Genomic DNA, 15,218 nt, shown 5'->3' on the forward strand with positions numbered 1-15,218 from the left:
GGCGAGCGCGAGGCGCCGGCTCAGCGGGCGGCCCGGGTGCCGATCCACAGGGTATGGCGGGTGCCGCGGTTGCCGTGGGCGTAGACCTGCACCTCTTCCACGGCGAAGCCGGCCTTGCCGAGCTTCAGGGTGAATCCCCGGTCGGCGCTGGCCGACCACACGGCGAGGTAGCCGCCGGGGCGCAGGGCCCGGGCGCAGGCGGCCAGGCCGGCGGCCGAATAGAGCCAGGTGTTGCTCTGCTGGGTGAGGCCCTCCGGGCCGTTGTCGACGTCCAGCAGGATGGCGTCGAAGCCCTTCGGCCCGGCCTTCAAGGGTTCGGCGACGTCGACGTTGAGTACCCGGGTGCGCGGATCGTCCAGCGGCCGCCCGGACTTCTCGCCCAGCGCGCCGCGGTTCCACTCGATCACCCCGGGGACCAGCTCGGCGACCTGCACCTCGGCGTCCTCGCCCAGGTGGCGCAGCGCGGAGGCGAGGGTGAAGCCCATGCCGAGGCCACCGATCAGGACGCGGACCCCAGGACGCGCGGCGAGGCGCTTACAGGGGATTTCCGCCAGGGCGTCCTCGGAGCCGTGCATGCGGGTGTTCATCAACTGGCCGCCCTTGCCGCCCTCGATCTTGATCACGTAGTCCTCGCCATACTCGAACAGGCACAGGGCGCCGTCGCCGCCCGGAATGGGTGCCCTGTCCAGCCATACGTAGCGTTTCATCGGAAGTCCTGTCGATAAGGGGCGTCGCCGCCCGTGGTGGCCACCGCGGGTGGGCGGCCGAAACCGCGCAGTCTAAAGGGCCTGGGCGCGCGATGCGCGTTCCGCCTGCCGGGGCGGGCTTCGCGCGCTGGGAGCGAGGTCACGGAAGGGCGTCTCCGCCCGCGGGCCGGGGCGCTCGTCTCCGCCGGGCGGTGCCGGCGAACCCACCGCGTCCCCGCCAGTCGTAACCCTGTAGCCCCAGGAGGTCGTCGCCGTGGAAACCCTGAAAATCGCCACCTTCAACATCAACGGTATCCGTTCCCGGCTTCCCGCGCTGCTCGAGTGGCTGGCGCGCGAGACGCCGGACGTGGTCTGCCTGCAGGAGTTGAAGGCGCCCGATGCGGCCTTTCCCGCCGAGGCCATCCGCGCGGCGGGCTACGGGGCGATCTGGCAGGGCCAGGCGTCGTGGAACGGCGTCGCCATCCTCGCCCGTGGCATGGAGCCCCTGGAAATCCGCCGCGGTCTGCCGGGCGGCGAGGGCGACACCCACAGCCGCTACCTGGAGGCCGCCGCCCACGGGGTGATCGTCGGCTGCCTGTACCTGCCCAACGGCAATCCGCAGCCAGGGCCCAAGTTCGACTACAAGCTGGCCTGGTTCGAGCGGCTGATCGAGCATGCCGCCGGCCTCTACGCCAGCGGCCACCCGGTGGTGCTGGCCGGCGACTACAACGTGGTGCCCACCGACGAGGACATCTACAACCCGCGCTCCTGGCAGAAGGACGCGCTGCTGCAACCCGAGAGCCGCGCCTGCTACGCGCGCCTGCTGGAGCAGGGCTGGACCGATGCGCTGCGCGCCCGCCACCCGGACGCGCGCCTCTACACCTTCTGGGATTACTTCCGCCAGCACTGGCAGAAGGATTCCGGCCTGCGCATCGACCACCTGCTGCTCAGCGCCGACTTGGCACCGCGCCTGCGCGATGCCGGGGTCGATCGCTGGGTGCGCGATCTGCCCCACGCCAGCGACCACGCGCCGACCTGGATTCTGCTCGACCAAGCCACCGAAGCGCAGCCTGCGCCGCGCCGCAAGACCCCGGCCAAGCGCCCCCGCAAGCAGCCCGGCGATGCGGCTGAGGGTTGAGGCTGCCCAACGCGAGGGCTTCGCGATGGGAGCCCTGTCGGAAATCCGGAATCTGTCCGCGTATCGGCTTCGTCGCTACGGATAAGCGTTGCGACGAAGGGCGCTTTCGGCGATAAGCCTTGGGGTCGCCTCGTCGTGCGGGCAGTTCGAGGAACAAGAACCCATGTATCACGGAGAACGCTTCAACGCCTGGACCCATCTGGTCGGTGCGGTACTGGCCGCCATCGGTGCCGTTTGGCTACTGGTGTTGGCCAGCCTGGACGGCAACCCCTGGAAGATCGTCAGCGTGGCCATCTATGGCCTCACCCTGCTGCTGCTCTACAGCATCTCCACGGTCTATCACAGCGTGCGTGGGCGGGCGAAGGTGGTCATGCGCAAGCTGGATCACCTGTCCATCTATTTGCTGATCGCCGGAAGCTACACCCCGTTTTGCCTGGTGACCCTTCACGGGCCCTGGGGCTGGTCGTTGTTCGGCACCGTCTGGGGCCTGGCCATCGTCGGCATGTTGCAGGAGATCAAGCCGCGCTCCGAGGCGCGGGTGCTGTCGATCGTCCTCTACGCGGTGATGGGCTGGATCGTGCTGGTGGCGGTGCAACCGTTGCTCGCCACCCTGGGCCGCGCCGGGTTCACCTGGCTCGCCGCCGGTGGGGTGTTCTACACCGTGGGTATCGTGTTTTTCGTCTACGACAGCCGTTTCCGCCACTGGCACGGCATCTGGCACCTGTTCGTGATGGCGGGGAGCCTGCTGCATTTCGTGGCGATCCTGTTTTACGTGCTGTAGCGCGAGCGGTCTGTCGCCTGGATATTCTCCGGTGCTTTCGTGGTGCTGCTCCACGCACCCGTTCGCCATGTCCGATCCGGCTCCAGCCCCGCCGCCCTCGGGCAGTCCAGGCCATTCCGCGCTCGCCCGACTCGAAAAGGAAGGCTGGTCCCGGCTCATATATTCGTAAAACGAATAACCAAATGTTTATTGATGATTTTTAACTTATAAAGCACTTCCGGCAGTATGCAGGCATCCCTTACCAGGAAGCTTGTCATGTCGTTGCTCACCCATCCCCACGCCCGCCAGTTGACCAAATCGGTCCGCGCCACGGTTCTGGTCTTCGAAGACCCGGCTTCCCAGGAGTTGCTCAAGCGCATCGAGTGCCTGGCGCCCAGCGAGGCGAACGCGTTGATCGTGGGGGAGACCGGTACCGGCAAGGAACTGGTGGCGCGGCACCTGCACCGGCTCAGCCGGCGCGGCGACCGCCCGTTCGTGGCGGTCAATTGCGGGGCCTTCCCGGAATCCCTGGTGGAAAGCGAACTGTTCGGGCACGAGAAGGGCGCCTTCACCGGCGCCACCTCGACCAAGGCCGGTTGGTTCGAGGCGGCGAACGGCGGCACGCTGTTCCTCGACGAGATCGGCGACCTGCCGCTGAACATGCAGGTGAAGCTGTTGCGGGTGCTCCAGGAGCGCGAAGTGGTACGGCTCGGTTCGCGCACGCCGATCCCCATCGACGTGCGCCTGGTGGCGGCGACCAACGTCAACCTGGCCGACGCCGTGGTCGCCGGGCATTTCCGCGAGGACCTGTTCTATCGCCTGCACGTGGCGAACATCCGCCTGCCGCCCCTGCGCGAGCGCCTCGGCGATATCCTGCCGCTGGCCGAATTCTTCCTGGAAGAGCACTGCCAGCGCCTGGGCTACCAGCGCGCCACCCTCAGCCCGGAGGCGGAGCACAAGCTCCTCGGCCATGGCTGGCCGGGGAATATCCGCGAGCTGGAGAACGCGATCCACCATGCCCTGCTGGTGTGCCGCAACCGGCGCGTGCAGCCCGCCGACTTGCACCTGGTGGAACTGCGCACCCCGGCCTCCGGCTCGGCGCGTGGGCCGGCGGCGGAGACCGGTGCCCAGCCGGAGGTGGCGCTGGAGCAGGCGTTGATCGCGCTGTTCGAGAAAAACCTGCCGAACCTGTACGACCACATCGAGGAAACGCTCTTCCGCACCGCCTACCGGTTCTGCCACGGCAACCAGTTGCAGACCGGGCGCCTGCTCAACATCAGCCGCAACATCGTACGCGCCCGCCTGGAGAAGATCGGCGAGCTGGAGCCCTCGGCGTCCCTGACGCGCCTCGCGGTTCGCTGAATCGCGAGGCGGCGGCGCTCCACGGGGAAGGCCTGGGGCCGTCCCGCACTCGCCGACGGTCTTCCACAGGGCCGGTTCGGACCGCACATCAGCGCACGCGGACGCTACGTGCCCTCTCACCTTGGGCTCGTCCGGCGTCGCCCGACGCTTTCCCCTGCGCACCCGGGAATGACCGTATCGATTGCGGCGGGATGCGTTACCCGGCATCCTTCGGCCACGCCAGGCGTTAGCGCCCGGCAACGGGCGCAGCGGGCGCCTGGTTTTCCTTTCTCCTCTGCGGCGACCCGAACACGATGCCCCAGCGTTTTCCGACCTCGAAAGCCCCTGCCTGGCCGCGCTCGATCCAGGCGCGCATGGGACTCATCTTCGGCATCCTGATGGCGGCGGCGGTCCTCGCGGGCGCGGGCTACATGGGCTGGCAGCATTTCTACCCGGTCAGCGCCGAAGCCCCCTGGCGCTACCGGGTGCTCCATAGCGGAATCACCAAGGCCAGCGCCCTGGTGATGGATACCCAGGGCGACTTGCTGGTGGCCGAGGAAGGCCGCGAAGGCAGCGGCCGGATCCTGCGCATCGCCGCCGACGGCACGCGCAGCGAGGTGGTCGTCGGCCTGGACAAGCCGGACGGCATGGCGGTGTATCGCGGCGGCATTGCCTTCAGCCAGGAAGGCGGCAAACGTCCCGTCGGTTGGCTCTACCAGGGCGGCGTCCAGCGCCTGTTCGAAGGCACCAACGTGCAGGGGCTGCTGGTGGTGGGGCCGTACCTGTACGCCCTCGAGGACCGCAAGGGCGAGGGCCGGCTGCTGCGCTACGATCCGTCGAGCGGCCAACTGAGCGTGCTGCGCGAGGGCCTGCACGAGGCCGAATCCCTGGCGCGCTGCCCGGACGGGCGGATGCTTTACACGGAGAAGGCCAGGGGCGTGATCCGCGTGCTCGCCGACGACGGCACGGACCCCGTGTTGGTCGACGGGCTGCGCGAGCCCAGTTCACTGTTGTGCGACGCGCGCGGCCTGTGGATCAGCGAAGACTCCACCCACCTGGCGCGTCTGCTGTTGCTGGACGAGCAGGGTCGGTTGAACCTGGTGCTGTCGCACCTGCGCGCGCCGCAGCAATTGCTGGCGCGACCGGACGGCACCTACCTGCTGGCCGAGGGTGGACGCGACCGGGTGCTGGAATTGAGCCCGGCCCCCTGAGGGTCGAGCTTGCGGCCCTGGCTGCATCGCGCCACGGCGCCGGGTATGCCCGTTACGGTGCGGCCTCCCGCCGCGCGAATCGCGCGACGGTGGCCGGCCAGTCAGGGCGTGATGGCGACCTTCATCACCCCGTCGCGCTGGTTGGCGAAGAGGTCGTAGGCGGCCTCGATGTCGTCCAGCTTGTAGCGATGGGTCACCAGCGGCTTGAGGTCGACGCGGCCGGAGGCCACCACTTCCATCAGCCGGCGCATGCGTTCCTTGCCGCCCGGGCAGAGGGTGGTGATGATCTTCTTGTCGCCGAGCCCGGCGGCGAAGGCGTCCAGCGGAATGCGCAGGTCGGTGGAGTAGACGCCCAGGCTGGACAGCGTGCCGCCCGGCCGCAGGACCCGCAGCGAGGCTTCGAAGGTGGCCTGGCTGCCGAGGGCCTCGATGGCCACGTCGACCCCGCGGCCATCGGTCAGCGCCATGATCTGTGCCACCGGATCGCCCTGCTTGAAGTCGACGATGTGGCTGGCGCCGAGCTGGCGGGCCACCTCCTGGCGCGCCGGCACGGTGTCGACGCCGATGATGGTGGTGGCGCCTTTGAGCTTGGCGCCGGCGACCGCGCAGAGGCCGATGGGGCCCAGGGCGAACACCACCACGGTATCGCCGATCTGCACCTGGCCGCTTTCCGCGCCGGAGAAGCCGGTGGACATGATGTCCGGGCACATCAGCACTTCTTCGTCGCTGAGGCCGTCCGGCACCGGGCTGAGGTTGGCCATGGCATCCGGCACCAACACGTACTCGGCCTGGCAGCCGTCGATGATGTTGCCGAACTTCCAGCCGCCGGTGGCGGTGAAGCCGTGCTTGCTGCCGGCGCCGTCCTGGGAGGCGCAGCCGCAGAGGCAGGCGAAGCTGTGGCCGCTGGGGGTGATGGCGCCGGCGATCACCCGCTGGCCCTCGCTGAAGCCGGCCACCGCGGAACCGAGCTTCTCGATGATGCCCACCGGCTCGTGGCCGACGGTCAGGCCCTTGGCGACCGGGTACTCGCCCTTGAGGATGTGCACGTCGGTGCCGCAGATGGTGGTGGTGGTGATGCGGATCAGCGCGTCCAACGGCCCCACGTCGGGGATGGCTTTGTCTTCCAGGACGATGCGGTTCTTCTCGACGAAGACAGCGGCTTTCATTTTCGGCATGGTGCGTTCTCCATAAGGGGTTGCGGGGATCGGGCGATCCCATCGGTCCGGGGGGAGACGGCTACGAGCGATACCCGGCGTCAGCCGGCGCACCGCCCGGGTCTTCGTCGTCGCGGCGCTGGGCGTCGCCAGAGGACGAGCGGGCAGGCGGGGAAAGGCGCCATCAGCGCGGCGTCGGCACCGCCGGCGCGGCCGGCAGGGCTTGTTGCAGGACCCAGTCGCGAACCTGGCGAGCGACCTCGTCGCTGGCTTCGCCGAAGGCCTGCACCACGTCCGTCACCGCGCTGCTCTTGGCGCCGCGGCGCACCTCGAAGCGCCGGCTGGCCAGCAGGCCGCGGCTGCGCGCGTCGATCAATTGCGCATCGAGGCTGACCCGCGCTTCCGGCACGCCAGCGCGGTATTCGCTCTGGAAACCGCGCAGGTTGCCGCCGAGCACGTAGTCGGCGCGCAGGTTGTCGTCGTCGCTGCTGAGGCGGTCGAGGCGTCCGCTGGCGCGCAAGGCCTCGATGAGTCGGTCGCGCAGCATCACCGAGGCCGGGTCGCTCCAGCGCGCGTTCTTGTAGAAGCTCAGGCGGTCGGGCTCCGGCACCACGGCGATGCGCGCGCTTTCCGAGCCGGCATTGGTCTTCGGCCGGGTCACGCGCAACGACCAGTCGACCCTGGGCGCGGGATTGGCCGCGGCGAACTGGCCGCCGGGGAGCAGGTAGATCACCGTAGGCTGAGGCTTGGATAGCAGGCTGCAGCCGCCGAGCAGAGCGGCTGCGGCGAGCGCGCAGCCGAGGCGTGTCAGGGGGGTACTGATCATGGTTCGAACTCCTCGGCGTTTTCCCGTCCCATCAGGTAGCGTACCGGGTTCTCGTTGAGTCCATGGGTGACCTGGCGCAACGAAGCCAGGGTATCGCGCAGTTCGCGGATCGCCGGGCCCAGTTCGCCCAGGCCTTGCAGGCCGTTGGCCAGGGAATCGCTGTTGGTCTGCAGGATCTTGTCCAGGCGCAGGCTGCTTTCCTGCAACGAGGCCATGGTGTGGTCAGCGCGCTGGAGGATGCTGCGACCCTGGTCGTCCACCAGGCCATTGACGTTGCGCAGGAGCGCGGTGGTCTGCTCGAGGGTGCCGCTGGCCTGCTGGCTGACCTTGGCCAGTTGCCCCACCGCCATGCGGATCTCGTCGCGCTGGTCGGCGATCACCCCGGTGGCCTGCTGCAGGTTGTCCAGGGTCCGGCTGATGCGCTCGGCGTTTTCCGCGGAGAGCATGCGGTTGACGTTGGCCAGCGCCTGGCTCACGCCGGTCAGCAGGTCCTCGCCGTTGGCCATGAGCTGGGAAATCGGCGAGGGGTCGGCGACGATCACCGGGGGCTGGCCTTTTTCGCCGACCAGCTCCGGGCTCTCCGGGGTGCCGCTGCTCAACTGGATGCGCGAAGCGCCGGTGACGCCGGCGATGGACAGCCGCGCGCGGGTGTCGCGCTTGATCGGCGTGTCGGCACGCACGCGGATGTGGGCGACCACCCGGCGCGGGTCGTGGGGGTCCAGGCCGAGGTCCTCGACATCGCCGATGCGGATGCCGCTGTACTGCACCGGGCTACCCTGGGACAGGCCGTTCACCGTCTCGTTGAACAGGACCACGTATTCCTTGTAGTCGCCCTCGCTGGAGCGCCCCAGCCAGAAGGCGAAGAGCAGCGCGGCGGCCACCGCGATCAGGGTGAACAGGCCAATCAACACATGATGGGCTCGGGTTTCCATCAGTCATCCTCCCGCGGGTGTTCGTGCGTTTGCCGGGCCGCGCGTCCGCGGGGGCCGTGGAAGTATTCGCGAATCCAGGGGTCGTCGGTCTGCGCCACCACGTCCAGCCGGTCCGCCACCAGCACGCGCTTCTGCGACAGCACGGCGACCCGGTCGGAGATGGTATAGAGCGTATCCAGGTCGTGGGTCACCAGGAACACGCTCAGGCCGAGGGCGTCGCGCAGGGTCAGGATCAACTGGTCGAAGGCCGCGGCGCCGATGGGGTCGAGGCCGGCGGTGGGTTCGTCGAGGAACAGGATGTCCGGGTCCAGGGCCAGCGCGCGGGCCAGGGCGGCGCGCTTGATCATCCCGCCGGACAGCGAGGCCGGGTACTTGTCGCCGGCCAGCGCCGGCAACCCGGCCAGGGCCAGCTTGACCTCGGCCAGGCGTTCGGCGGATGCGCGGGACAGCCCGGCATGCTCGATCAGCGGCAGGGCGATGTTCTCGATCACGGTCAGCGAGGAAAACAGCGCGCCCTGCTGGAACAGCACGCCGAAGCGCCGTTCCAGCCGCGAGCGGCGCTCCGCCGGCAGCGCCAGCAGGTCTTCTCCGAACACCCGCACGCTGCCGGCGGCGGGGCGGTTGAGGCCGACGATGGTGCGCAGCAGCACCGACTTGCCGCTGCCCGAGCCGCCCACCACCGAGAGAATCTCGCCGCGGTGGATGTCCAGGTCGAGGTGCTCGTGCACCACCTGGCGGCCGAACCTGTTGCTCAGGCCGCGGATTTCGATGACCGGGTCGGACGTCGGCTTCACCAGCCCATCTCCATGCAGAACAGCGCCGCCAGGGCATCCAGCAGGATCACTACGAAGATCGACTTCACCACGCTGGAGGTGGTGTGCTCGCCCACGGATTGCGCGCTGCCGCTGACCTTGAAACCCTCCAGGCAGCCGATCACCGCGATCAGGAAGGCGAACAACGGCGCCTTGGCCAAGCCGACGAAGAAGTGCCGGACCTCGACGTCGCTGTGCAGGATGCCGAGGAACATGCCCGGCGAGATGTCCAGGGACAGCGCACAGACCGTCAGCCCGCCGAGGATGCCGCTGAGCATGGCGACGAAGGTGAGGATCGGCAGCGCCACCAGCAGCGCCAGCAAGCGCGGCAGCACCAGCAGCTCCACCGGGTCCAGGCCGAGGGTACGGATGGCGTCGACTTCCTCGTTGGCGCGCATCGAGCCGATCTGCGCGGTGAAGGCGCTGGCGGTGCGCCCGGCGATCAGGATCGCCGCGAGCAGCACGCCGAATTCGCGAAGAAAGGCGAAGGCCACCAGGTTCACCGTGAAGATGCTCGCGCCGAAGCTCTGCAACACCGTCGCGCCGAGAAAGGACACCACGGCGCCGACCATGAAGGTCAGCAGGGCGACGATGGGCAGGGCGTCCAGGCCGGTCTGTTCGAGGTGGGCGACCACCGAGGTGAGGCGCCAACGGCGCGGGCGGAGCAGGCTGGCCAGCAGGGTCTGCAGGGTCAGGCCGATGAAGCCGAGCAGCTCCACGGCGCCTTTCCACACCTCGGTCATGGCCACGCCGATGTGTTCGAGCAGCGCGAAGCGGCTGTCCGGGTGCTCGTGCGCGCCGGCTGGCGGGGGCTCGTGCAGGGCCTGGGTGACCATGCGCAACAACGCGGTCTTCTTCGGCGGCAGCCGGTCCAGCGCCAGCGCCCGGCGTTCGCCGAGCAGGCGCACCAGCAGGGCGGCGCCGGCGGTGTCGAGGCGGCCGAGTGCCTCCAGGTCGACTTCGCTGTCCTCCGGCAAGCCCCCGGCCAGGGCGGCGACCTCGGCCTCCAGGCGCACATAGTGTTCCAGCACCCAGTCGCCGCTGACGAGCAGCCGGTCCGCTCCCTCGGCGCGGAGCAGTTGTAGACTGGCGGGCGGGTTGGGCGAGCGGGCCATGGCGTTCCGGATCGAGGAGGGACGATGGGACGCTTCCGGGTAGGGAAGCCGCGAGTGGGCCATCATGCCCAAAATAGACGCTTCGTTCTAGTTTTCGCCTGGAGGCGAAGGTGACCGGATGAGTAAGAAGGATCTCCCGGCAGGGCAAGCCGAACGTGCCGATCCGGCGCGCTGCGCCCAGCGCCCGCCGCGCCAGGCCCGCGGGCTCAGCCGGGTCGAGGCGGTGCTGGACGCGGCCGCCGAGTTGCTGGCCCGCGAAGGCCTGGCCGGGGTGACCATGCACAGCGTAGCCAAGGGCGCCGGCGCTTCCATCGGCTCCCTCTACCATTTCTTCGCCGACCGCGACGGGCTGCTGCGCGCGCTGGCCGACCGCCACGAGCGGGCGCTCGCGGCGATCACCGCGGAACTGGCGCGGGTCCCCGGGGAGGAATGGCGGGCCCAGGACGCCGCCGGCTGGGTCGAGCGGCTGCTGACGCCTTACTTCCGCTACATCGAGTACAACCCCACGCTGTTGCAGATGGGCCGCGGCAGCCCCGACCAGACGCTGATGTTCCCGCATATCGAGGCGGGTTTCCGGGCGTTGCTCGACACCGTGCTGGCGGTGCGCCTGCCCACCGTCGATGCACAGCGGCGCCAGGTCTATGCATTGGCGCTGACCGCGATCCCCAAGGGCATCCTGCAACTGGCGATGGATTTCCCGTCGCCCACCCGCGAGGCGCTGATGGCCCAGGCCCGTCAGGCGGCGCTGGCCTACGTCAGGGCGATCGAGTCCGAACCCGGTCACCCTTGACGGGAGGCCATGGCCGCCATCCGGGCATGGCGCGGCATGAGCGGCGTCCACCCGGCGTGCGAGTCGACATCCGCGGCCCCGAGCCCTGGATGCCCGGAACGAACGGCCGCTAAGCCCGCACCCCTCCTGGGATCGACGCAGGCGGCGCCTCTCGCGGAGAACGGCCGACGGCGCCGGACCTTCGCCTGCCGGCCTTGCCGCTCGACGCGATGCTCGCGTTCCGACCCTGGCGAGCGTCGGGCCGCGGGTTCCCGAGCGGCGGCGCGACGCATACACTCGCCGGCTGTTTCTTCGCCCTTGGCTGGACCGATCATGGACTGGGACAACCTGCGCTTCTTTCTCGAACTGTCGCGCGCCGGCAAGCTGACCGCCGCGGCGCGGCGCCTGGGCGTCGACCACACCACGGTGGCGCGTCGGGTACAGGCGCTGGAGAAGAAGCTCGACCGGCAACTGTTCATCCGCACCAAGGCGGGCTACCGCCTCTCCGAGGCGGGTCGCGTCCTGCTGGTGCAGGCCGAGGCCATGGAAAGCGCGGTGATGTCCATCGAGCAGGCCAGCAGCAGCGCCGACACCCTGTCCGGCCAGGTGCGCATCGGCGCCACCGAGGGCTACGGCACGGTGATGCTGGCCGGCCAGTTGGCGAACCTGACCCAACGCTACCCGCACCTGGGCGTGGACCTGCTGGCGGTGCCGCGCACGGTGCGCCTGGCGCGCCATGAGGCGGACATCGTGATCACCCTGGAACGCCCGGAGCGCGGTCCTTATCTGATCACCAAGCTGACCGACTACGTGCTGCGCCTCTATGCCTCGGAAACCTACCTGGAGGCCCATCCGCCGATCCGCAGCGGTGAGGACCTGCGCGAGCACGTGTTCGTCAGTTACATCGAGGACCTGCTGTACAGCAAGGAGCTGCTTTATCTGGACGAGATCGCCCGGCCGCGGCAGAGCGCATTGCGCAGCACCAGCATCCTCGCCCAGCAGGAGGCGGTGGCGGCGGGCGCTGGCCTGGCGATCCTGCCGGCGTTCGCCGCCTGCAAGGAACCGCGCCTGCGCGAAGTGCTGGTGGACCAGATCGAGTTCGTCCGCACCTTTTGGATGCTGATGCCCACCGAGCACAAGGAAATCGCACGGATGCGCGTCTGCTGGGACTTCCTTCGGGAAGTGGCCGCGCGCAACCAGGACGTCATGCTCGGTCGGGCAGGGCGCTGAACCTAAGGCCGCCCGGGGGCGGCCTTCGCGCGTTACAGCGGGTAGTCGCGCAGTTCGCGGGCGATCAGCAGGCGCTGGATCTCGCTGGAGCCCTCGTAGATCTGGGTGATCCGCGCGTCGCGGTAGTATTTCTCCACCGGGTAGTCCTCCAGGTAGCCATAGCCGCCGTGGATTTGCAGCGCCTTGGAGCACACCCACTCGGCCATTTCCGAGGCGAACAGCTTGGCTTGCGAGGCCTCCGACAGGCACGGCTGGCCGGCGCTGCGCAGGCGCGCGGCATGCAGGATCAGCAGGCGCGCGGCGTTGAGCCGGGTATGCATGTCGGCGAGCATGTTGGCCACGCTCTGGTGCTCCTGGATCGGCTTGCCGAACTGGACCCGCTCGCGGGCATAACCCAGCGCGGCTTCGAAGGCCGCGCGGGCGATGCCCAGGGCCTGGGCGGCGATGCCGATGCGCCCGCCTTCCAGGTTCGACAAGGCAATGGCCAGGCCCTTGCCGCGCGGGCCGAGCAGGTTGGCCTCGGGAATCCGGCAGCCTTCCAGGGTGATCGCGCAGGTATCCGAGGCCTTGATGCCCATCTTGTGTTCGGAGCGATCCACCACGAAGCCGGGGGTGTCGGTGGGCACCAGGAAGGCCGAGAGGCCTTTCTTGCCCAGCTCCGGGTCGGTGACGGCAAAGACGATGGCGAGCTGCGCACGCTTGCCGTTGCTGACGAACTGCTTGGCGCCGTCGAGCACCCACTCGCCGTTTTCCAGCACCGCGCGGGTGCGCAGGTTATGGGCTTCCGAGCCGGCCTGGGGCTCGGTGAGGCAGAAGCACCCGATGACCTTGCCGGCTGCCAGGTCGGGCAGCCAGGCGCGTTTCTGCTCGTCGCTGCCGTACTTGAGGATGGGGGCGCAGCCGACCGAGCTGTGGATGCTCATCAAGGCGCCGAGGGCGCCGTCGCCGGCTGAGATTTCCTCCACCGCCAAGGCATAGGCCACGTAGTCCAAGTAGGTGCCGCCCCATTCTTCCGGCACCACCATGCCGAGCAGGCCGAGTTCGCCCAGGTGGGCGACGGTGGCGTCGTCGATCCAGCCGGCCTTCTCCCAGGCCTGGGCCTTGGGCGCGACCTCGGCGCGGGCGAAGTCGCGCGCCATGTCGCGGATCATGCGTTGTTCTTCGCTCAGTTCGATGTCGTGCATCGCTGTTTCCTTGAAAAAAAGGGGCTCAGAAACCGGCGAAGAACGCCTGGACCCGCGCGGGCGTCACCTCGGCCAGGGTCGGCGGGTTCCAGCGCGGTCGCTTGTCCTTGTCGATGATCAGGGCGCGCACGCCCTCCATGATGTCGCCTTGGTCGAACCACTGCCGGTCCAGATGGGTTTCCAGGCGGAAGCAGTCGGCCAGCGACAGCGAGCGGCCGCGGCGCAGCAGTTCGTGGGTGACGGACAGGGCCAGGGGCGAGCGCTGGTCCAGCAGCACGAGGGTCTCCGTGGCCCAGCCGCGCAGCTCGGGATCGGTCTCCGCCTGCAGCGACGCGCGTATCTCGGCGACGCCAGGTTGGCCGAAGTGGCGGTCGATGGCGCCCTGCAGGGCTTCCAGGCGTGCGTCCGGAAGGCGCGTGACGGCCATTTCCCGCAGCAGATCCTGCAGGCTGTCGAGCGGCGCGCGCTGCCAGTCGAGGGCGTCCAGGCGCGCCTCCAGGGCGGCGAAGTCGGCGCTGGGCAGGTGATGGTCCGCCAGCCCCGCATAGAGCGCGTCGGCGGCGCCGAGCTGGAGGCCGGTCAGGCCCAGGTAGACGCCCAGGTGCCCCGGCAGGCGCGGCAGGAAGTAGCTGCCGCCGACGTCGGGGAAATAGCCGATGCCGGTTTCCGGCATGCCCATCCTGACCCGGTCGCCGACCACCCGCAGGGTGGCGCCCTGGACCAGGCCCATGCCACCGCCGAGGACGAAGCCGTCCATCAGCGCCAGGACCGGCTTGGCGTAGGCGTGGATGTATTGATCGAGGGCGTATTCCTCCGCGAAGAACACCAGGTGGTCGTCGCGGCCGGCCTTGTGGCTGTCGTACAGCGAGCGGATGTCGCCGCCGGCGCAGAAGGCCTTTTCCCCGGCGCCGCGCAGGACCACGGCGAGCACCTGGGGATCGTCGGCCCAGGCTTTCAACTGGCGGTGCAGCAACCGCACCATCTCCAGGGTCAGGGCGTTCAGCCCGGCGGGGCGCTGCAGGGTGAGGTAGCCGACGCGATGGCGCAGCTCGGCGCCGATCGGCGCTTCGTCCACGGCGCTCATGGGCGATCGCCCTGGCGGTACAGCTCGATGATCGCGGAGAAGTCCAGGCCGCCGTTGCCCTGCTGGCTGAAGGATTGATAGAGCTGCTGGGCCAGGGCGCCGAGGATCACCGGCTGGCGTACCTGGCGGGCCGCTTCGCTGGCCAGGCCGAGGTCCTTGAGCATCAGGTCGGTGCCGAAGCCGCCGCTGTAGCCGCGGGACGCCGGAGCGTTCTCCAGCACGCCGGGGAAGGGGTTGTTGACCTCCGAGCTCCAGCAACGCCCGCTGGACGAGTTGATGATGCCGGCCAGTACCTTGGCGTCGATGCCCAGGGCCACGCCCAGGGACATGGCCTCGGCCACGCCGATCATGGAGATGCCCAGCAGCATGTTGTTGGCCACTTTCGCCACCTGGCCGTTGCCGGCATCGCCGCAGTGGACGATGTTCTTGCCCATGGCGGCGAGGATCGGCTGGGCCCGTTCGAAGTCGGCCTTGGCGCCGCCGACCATGAAGGTCAGGGTGCCGGCGGCGGCGCCGAGGGTGCCCCCGGATACCGGGGCGTCGAGCATCGGGTTGCCCCGGGCGGCGGCCGCCTTGGCGACTTCGCGGGCGCTCAGCGGGTCGATGGTGGAGGAGTCGATCAGCAGCACGCCGGCCGGCAGCCCGGCGAGCAGGCCGTCCTCGCCCAGGTAGACCTGCTTCACGTGGGCGGCGGCGGGCAGCATGGTGATGATGACTTCCACCTCGGCCTTGGCGATGGCCGCCACCGAGCCGGCGTCGCGGGCGCCAGCGCTCACCAGGGCGGCGACGGCGGGGGCGGAGAGATCGAACACGCTGACTTCGTGGCCCGCCTTGAGCAGGTTCTGGGCCATCGGGCCGCCCATGTTGCCCAGTCCGAGGAATCCGATATGCATGGCCTTGTCCTTCTTGTTCTGTTGGCGTGCGGGCCGCGGGTGGGCCGCGCCGCGCGAGGGAATGGGTCGGCGCCCGCCGTCGC

General features: G+C 69.3%; 16 protein-coding genes. 6 read left to right on the forward strand and 10 right to left on the reverse strand.

What is annotated here, in order from left to right; translation table 11 throughout:
- Positions 1–20: 20 nt before the first annotated feature.
- Positions 21–707 (reverse strand): hypothetical protein, encoded by a 687-nt coding sequence (locus OGL92_RS05740; protein WP_263141548.1) that lies wholly within the window; start codon positions 705–707, stop codon positions 21–23.
- A gap of 253 nt (positions 708–960) precedes the next feature.
- Here OGL92_RS05740 and OGL92_RS05745 point away from each other — a divergent pair, with 253 nt between their 5' ends.
- The 3 genes from OGL92_RS05745 to OGL92_RS05755 all read left to right on the forward strand — a co-directional run bounded on the left by OGL92_RS05745 (position 961) and on the right by OGL92_RS05755 (position 3,946).
- Positions 961–1,824, forward strand: coding sequence for an exodeoxyribonuclease III (locus OGL92_RS05745; protein ID WP_263141551.1), 864 nt, complete (start codon positions 961–963; stop codon positions 1,822–1,824).
- Between the two features lie 163 nt (positions 1,825–1,987).
- Positions 1,988–2,605: a hemolysin III family protein gene (locus OGL92_RS05750; protein ID WP_263141554.1), complete on the forward strand. Its 618-nt coding sequence runs from the start codon at positions 1,988–1,990 to the stop codon at positions 2,603–2,605.
- Between the two features lie 255 nt (positions 2,606–2,860).
- A complete protein-coding gene (locus OGL92_RS05755; RefSeq protein ID WP_263141557.1) occupies positions 2,861–3,946 on the forward strand; it encodes a sigma-54 dependent transcriptional regulator in 1,086 nt (361 codons plus the stop codon).
- Positions 3,947–4,172: 226 nt separating this feature from the next.
- Here the strand turns inward: OGL92_RS05755 and OGL92_RS05760 are convergent, their stop codons facing one another.
- Complete coding sequence (locus tag OGL92_RS05760) at positions 4,173–4,301, reverse strand: hypothetical protein (protein WP_263141560.1); 129 nt, start codon at positions 4,299–4,301, stop codon at positions 4,173–4,175.
- Between OGL92_RS05760 and OGL92_RS05765 the strand changes: the two genes are divergently transcribed.
- A complete protein-coding gene (locus OGL92_RS05765) occupies positions 4,300–5,136 on the forward strand; it encodes a hypothetical protein (RefSeq protein ID WP_263141563.1) in 837 nt (278 codons plus the stop codon). The genes OGL92_RS05760 and OGL92_RS05765 overlap by 2 nt on opposite strands.
- Positions 5,137–5,237: 101 nt before the next feature.
- Here the strand turns inward: OGL92_RS05765 and OGL92_RS05770 are convergent, their stop codons facing one another.
- The 5 genes from OGL92_RS05770 to OGL92_RS05790 form a co-directional block, all read right to left on the reverse strand.
- Entirely contained in the window at positions 5,238–6,311 is a 1,074-nt protein-coding gene (locus OGL92_RS05770; RefSeq protein WP_263141566.1) for an NAD(P)-dependent alcohol dehydrogenase, read from the reverse strand.
- A 163-nt stretch (positions 6,312–6,474) separates the two neighbouring features.
- A complete protein-coding gene (locus OGL92_RS05775) occupies positions 6,475–7,116 on the reverse strand; it encodes an ABC-type transport auxiliary lipoprotein family protein (RefSeq protein WP_263141569.1) in 642 nt (213 codons plus the stop codon).
- Positions 7,113–8,048, reverse strand: a complete 936-nt coding sequence (locus OGL92_RS05780; RefSeq protein WP_263141571.1) for an MlaD family protein — start codon at positions 8,046–8,048, stop codon at positions 7,113–7,115. The genes OGL92_RS05775 and OGL92_RS05780 overlap by 4 nt, the downstream gene beginning before the upstream one ends.
- The gene (locus OGL92_RS05785) at positions 8,048–8,842 is read right to left on the reverse strand and encodes an ATP-binding cassette domain-containing protein (RefSeq protein ID WP_263141573.1); all 795 of its coding nucleotides are present in this window, start codon (positions 8,840–8,842) and stop codon (positions 8,048–8,050) included. Before OGL92_RS05785 ends, OGL92_RS05780 begins: the two co-directional genes overlap by 1 nt.
- On the reverse strand, positions 8,839–9,975 hold the full coding sequence (locus OGL92_RS05790) for an ABC transporter permease (protein ID WP_263141576.1): 1,137 nt from the start codon (positions 9,973–9,975) through the stop codon (positions 8,839–8,841). The genes OGL92_RS05785 and OGL92_RS05790 overlap by 4 nt, the downstream gene beginning before the upstream one ends.
- Positions 9,976–10,093: 118 nt before the next feature.
- Between OGL92_RS05790 and OGL92_RS05795 the strand changes: the two genes are divergently transcribed.
- Together OGL92_RS05795 and OGL92_RS05800 are read left to right on the forward strand one after the other, a co-directional pair.
- Positions 10,094–10,765 carry a TetR/AcrR family transcriptional regulator gene (locus OGL92_RS05795; protein WP_263141578.1) on the forward strand — a complete coding sequence of 224 codons (672 nt, stop codon included), beginning with the start codon at positions 10,094–10,096 and terminating at the stop codon, positions 10,763–10,765.
- A gap of 312 nt (positions 10,766–11,077) precedes the next feature.
- A complete protein-coding gene (locus tag OGL92_RS05800; protein ID WP_263141580.1) occupies positions 11,078–11,974 on the forward strand; it encodes a LysR family transcriptional regulator in 897 nt (298 codons plus the stop codon).
- Between the two features lie 32 nt (positions 11,975–12,006).
- On the opposite strand, the gene OGL92_RS05805 is transcribed toward OGL92_RS05800, so the two are convergent.
- Genes OGL92_RS05805 through mmsB form a run of 3 tightly spaced genes read right to left on the reverse strand, consistent with a single transcriptional unit; the run spans position 12,007 to position 15,135 of the window.
- Positions 12,007–13,158: an acyl-CoA dehydrogenase family protein gene (locus OGL92_RS05805; RefSeq protein ID WP_263141582.1), complete on the reverse strand. Its 1,152-nt coding sequence runs from the start codon at positions 13,156–13,158 to the stop codon at positions 12,007–12,009.
- Between the two features lie 25 nt (positions 13,159–13,183).
- Entirely contained in the window at positions 13,184–14,242 is a 1,059-nt protein-coding gene (locus tag OGL92_RS05810) for an enoyl-CoA hydratase/isomerase family protein (RefSeq protein WP_263141585.1), read from the reverse strand.
- A complete protein-coding gene (gene mmsB / locus OGL92_RS05815; protein ID WP_263141586.1) occupies positions 14,239–15,135 on the reverse strand; it encodes a 3-hydroxyisobutyrate dehydrogenase in 897 nt (298 codons plus the stop codon). The genes OGL92_RS05810 and mmsB overlap by 4 nt, the downstream gene beginning before the upstream one ends.
- Between the last annotated feature and the right edge of the window lie 83 nt (positions 15,136–15,218).

Source organism: Pseudomonas sp. RIT-PI-AD (assembly GCF_025642785.1).
Lineage (GTDB): Bacteria > Pseudomonadota > Gammaproteobacteria > Pseudomonadales > Pseudomonadaceae > Pseudomonas_T.